Source organism: Acidovorax sp. HMWF018, from assembly GCF_003061035.1.
GTDB classification, from domain to species: domain Bacteria; phylum Pseudomonadota; class Gammaproteobacteria; order Burkholderiales; family Burkholderiaceae_C; genus Acidovorax; species Acidovorax delafieldii.
The window spans coordinates 1-3745 of record NZ_QAIM01000549.1 but is presented as its reverse complement, the minus strand read 5'-3'; the positions used below and the strand labels follow the sequence as shown (position 1 = coordinate 3745).

The following is a 3745-nucleotide window of genomic DNA, read 5'->3' as shown; positions in this document are numbered from 1 at the left end:
TAATATGCCAATGTTATCAATTTAATTGTGTTTTTGCTACAAATTGATCATTTGCGTGTTTCTGGCCGAGTCCGGGTGGCCGCCATGCCGCGCCACCCTCCTACAAAGCGCCAAAGACAAAGGGCCCTCGGAAGGGCCCTGTGTGTGCATTTGAAAACTTCCCCTCGGCAGACGCTGTGTGGCCTGCACCGGAAGTTCAGCTACCGGTCATATCCGGCCCATCAGCAGCAGGATCACCAGGATCAGCACCACCAGGCCAATCCCGCCGCTGGGCCCGTAGCCCCATGAGCGGCTGTGGCCCCAGGTGGGCAGGGCGCCGACCAGGATGAGGATCAGAACGATCAGAAGAATCAGCGAGAGCGACATGGCAGTTCCTTGTTGGAGTGGTTTGCGGTGAGTGCATTGTTGGGTGCACCCCGCTAGCTGCCCGCAGGTGCCGCGCCCGCCGCTGGGTCAGGGATTTCCGACACCCGCTGTGGGATGCCCGGGTTGTGCCCGGACGAGACCCCGCAGATTCATGTCAAAAATGATAGCTGCAGGCGCATATTTGACTGGCGCTTGCAGCTGTTTTCTCTCCAAACCTGTGCCGAAGCCTCTCAGTGGGCCCCCGCCGCGTCTGCCGCGCCCGCGCCACCGGTGCGCGCAGGGCGCTTGGTCAGCCAGATCAGCCCGATGAGCAGCAAGAACAACCCGGCCGAGCCCAAAAAGATGTCGTTGGCCGCGCGGGTGAACGCCTGCTGGTCGATCAGCCGGTTGATCTGCGCCAGCGCCTGCATCTGCGTGAGGCCTGAGGCCACAAGGCCATCCAGCGTCTGCGCGAACACCCCCTGGCCTTGCACCAGCCCTTCGGTCAGGTGCGCGTGGTGCATGGCGGCGCGGCTCTCCCACAGCGTGGTGGCAATCGACGTACCCATGGCACCGGCGGTGATGCGCACAAAGTTCGACAAACCTGCTGCCGCCGGGATGCGGTCTGGCGACACACCCGCCAGCGTCAGCGTGGTGAGCGGGATGAAGAAGAACGCCATGGCAGCGCCCTGCAACAGCGTGGGGATCAGGATGTGGATGAAGTCGGTCTGCACCGTGAACTGCGAACGCATCCACAGCACCGTGCTGAACACAATGAACGCACCCGTGGCCATGCGGCGCGGGTCCCACTGGCCGACCTTTTTGCCCACCAGCGGCGTGAGCAGGATGGCGAACACGCCCACCGGCGCCAGCGCCATGCCGGCCGAGGTGGCCGTGTAGCCCATCCACTGCTGCAGCCACAGCGGCAGCAGCACCACGTTGCCGAAGAACAGCGCATAGGCCACCGACAGCGCCAGCGCACCAAAGGTGAAGTTGCGGCCCTTGAAGAGCTTCAGGTCCACCACCGGGTGCTTCTCGGTCAGCTCCCACACCAGGAAGACAGCAAACGCCACCACGGCGACCACGGCCATGGTGATGATCTCGCCCGAGGCAAACCAGTCCAGCTCCTTGCCCTTGTCGAGCATGAGCTGCAGCGCGCCGACCCACAGCACCAGCAGGCTGAGGCCCACGGTGTCAATCGGCAGCTTGCGGATGGGGGTCTCGCGCTTGCGGTAGATGCCCCAGGTCAGCATCCCGGCCAGCAGGCCCACGGGCACATTGATGTAGAAGATCCACGGCCAGGAGATGTTGTCGGTGATCCACCCGCCCAGGAGCGGCCCCACCACCGGCGCGACCAGCGTGGTCACGCCCCACAGCGCCAGCGCCGTGCCGGCCAAGGCACGCGGGTAGCTCGCCAGCAGCAGCGTTTGCGACAGCGGAATCATCGGCCCGGCCACCAGGCCCTGCAGCACGCGGAAGAAGACCAGCATCTCCAGCGACGACGCAAAGCCGCACAGCCAGGAGGTCAGCACGAACAGCAGCACGCTCATGGTGAACAGGCGCACCGCGCCAAAGCGCTGCGTGAGCCAGCCGGTGAGCGGCACCGAGATCGCATTGGCCACACCAAAGCTGGTGATGACCCAGGTGCCCTGGCCGGGGCTCACGCCCAGGTCGCCGGCAATGGCCGGGATGGAAACGTTGGCGATGGACGAGTCCAGCACGTTCATGAACGTGGCCAGCGACAGCGACAGTGTGCCCAGCAACAGGGCGGTGCCCTGCAGCGGCGGATAGGCAGCAGGCGGCCCGGGGGGGGCTGCTGGTGGCGACACCGCAGCAGGCGCCGCCGGAGCGGGGGCCTGGCCTGCGGTGTCTGCAGTGGGGTTGGCGGCAGTCATGCTCGGTCAATCCCGCTTACTGCACCACCGGGGATTGCACGGCGGGCTGCGCCGGGGCCGATGCATGCTTTTGCGCCTGTACTGCGGGCTGGCTGCTCACCTTGGGCGACGCCACTGCCACGGCGGCCTTGCCATTGCGGCCCAGGTTGGCGGCGATGATGTGCGCCACTTCGTCGTCGGCGGCCTTGAACTGCTCGTCGAACACAGCGGTGGCGGCTACGGGCGTGGTGCGCTGGGTGTCGGCCAGCGTCTTGCCGCTCTGGTCGGCGGTGTCCACCTTGACTTCCATCGACAGGCCCACGCGCAGCGGGTGCTCTGCCACTTCCTTGGGGTCGAGCGCAATGCGCACTGGCACGCGCTGCACCACCTTGATCCAGTTGCCCGTGGCGTTCTGTGCGGGCAGCAGCGCAAAGGCAGCACCAGTACCTGCGCCCAGCCCGGTCACCGTGCCGTGGTACGTGACCTTGGTGCCGTACACGTCGGCTTCCAGTTCGGCGTTCTGGCCGATGCGCAGGGTCTTGAGCTGGCTTTCCTTGAAGTTCGCGTCCACCCACAGGTCGTTCAGCGGCACCAGCGTCATCAGCGGGGCGCCGGCCTGCACACGCTGGCCCACTTGCACGCCGCGCTTGGCCACGTGGCCGTCCAGCGGGGCGACCAGCTGGGCACGCTGCACGGCCAGGTAGGCCTCGCGCACGCGGGCCGAGGCGCGCTGCACATTGGGGTGCTGCTCGACCGAGGTGCCTTCTGTCTGTGTCTGGCTGGCGGCCAGTTGTTCTTGTGCGGCCAGCACGGCCGACTGGGCGGCGGCCACGGTGCTCTTGGCGGCGGCCAGCTGCGCGGTGGCGTGCTGGAACTCTTCCTTGCCCACGGCACCGCTGGCCATCAGCGGGGTGCGGCGGTTCACGTCGTCCTGGGCGCGGGCAGCATCGGCCTGGGCACGGGCCAGGTCGGCGCTGCGCAGGCTGACCTGGGCCTTGAGCGTGGAGTTGTTGGCATACAGGGTGCGCACTTCGCGCACCGTCTGGGCGAGCTGGGCCTCGGCCTGCTCCAGCGCCACGCGGGCGTCAGCGGGGTCGAGCTTGACCAGCAACTGGCCGGCCTTCACATAGTCGGTGTCGTCAGCGCCGATGGACACCACCGTGCCGCCGATCTGCGGCGTGATCTGCACCACGTTGCCTGCCACGTAGGCGTTGTCGGTGGTCTCGACATGGCGGCCATTGGCCCAGTGCCAGCCACCCCAGCCGATGGCCACCAGCGCGACGGCTGCGGCGATGAGGGTGAGGCCGCGGCGGCGGGCGGTGTTGGCTTCGTTGGCGGTGAGGGGTTCGCTGTTGGCGGTCATGGCTGTGGTCTTTCAGGAATGTGTTGTTATGTGTTTTTGAATGAGTGCGGTCCGGTCCGGTGCGGTGGAGGGCAAGCCAGGATACGGCCAGTTTTAGCTCATAAGCGTTTGGGCTATTAAGAATTCATTTTTTATGCCAGATGTTGCCGCGCGTGGCAATTGG

Annotated in this window: 3 protein-coding genes; all 3 read right to left on the bottom strand. The window is 66.1% G+C overall.

Going from position 1 to position 3745, the window contains the following annotated elements; translation table 11 throughout:
- Positions 1-207: 207 nt before the first annotated feature.
- Positions 208-366 carry a DUF3309 family protein gene (locus DBR23_RS23315; protein WP_007856361.1) on the bottom strand — a complete coding sequence of 53 codons (159 nt, stop codon included), beginning with the start codon at positions 364-366 and terminating at the stop codon, positions 208-210.
- Positions 367-596: 230 nt separating this feature from the next.
- Positions 597-2240: a DHA2 family efflux MFS transporter permease subunit gene (locus DBR23_RS23310; RefSeq protein ID WP_255581855.1), complete on the bottom strand. Its 1644-nt coding sequence runs from the start codon at positions 2238-2240 to the stop codon at positions 597-599.
- Positions 2241-2256: 16 nt separating this feature from the next.
- The gene (locus tag DBR23_RS23305; RefSeq protein ID WP_108499740.1) at positions 2257-3582 is read right to left on the bottom strand and encodes an HlyD family efflux transporter periplasmic adaptor subunit; all 1326 of its coding nucleotides are present in this window, start codon (positions 3580-3582) and stop codon (positions 2257-2259) included.
- Positions 3583-3745: the final 163 nt, after the last annotated feature.

Bases quoted from the DNA above. Each gene is read 5' to 3' on its own strand.
- DBR23_RS23315 (WP_007856361.1), bottom strand. From the start codon at position 366: ATGTCGCTCTCGCTGATTCTTCTGATCGTTCTGATCCTCATCCTGGTC.
- DBR23_RS23310 (WP_255581855.1), bottom strand. From the start codon at position 2,240: ATGACTGCCGCCAACCCCACTGCAGACACCGCAGGCCAGGCCCCCGCT.
- DBR23_RS23305 (WP_108499740.1), bottom strand. From the start codon at position 3,582: ATGACCGCCAACAGCGAACCCCTCACCGCCAACGAAGCCAACACCGCC.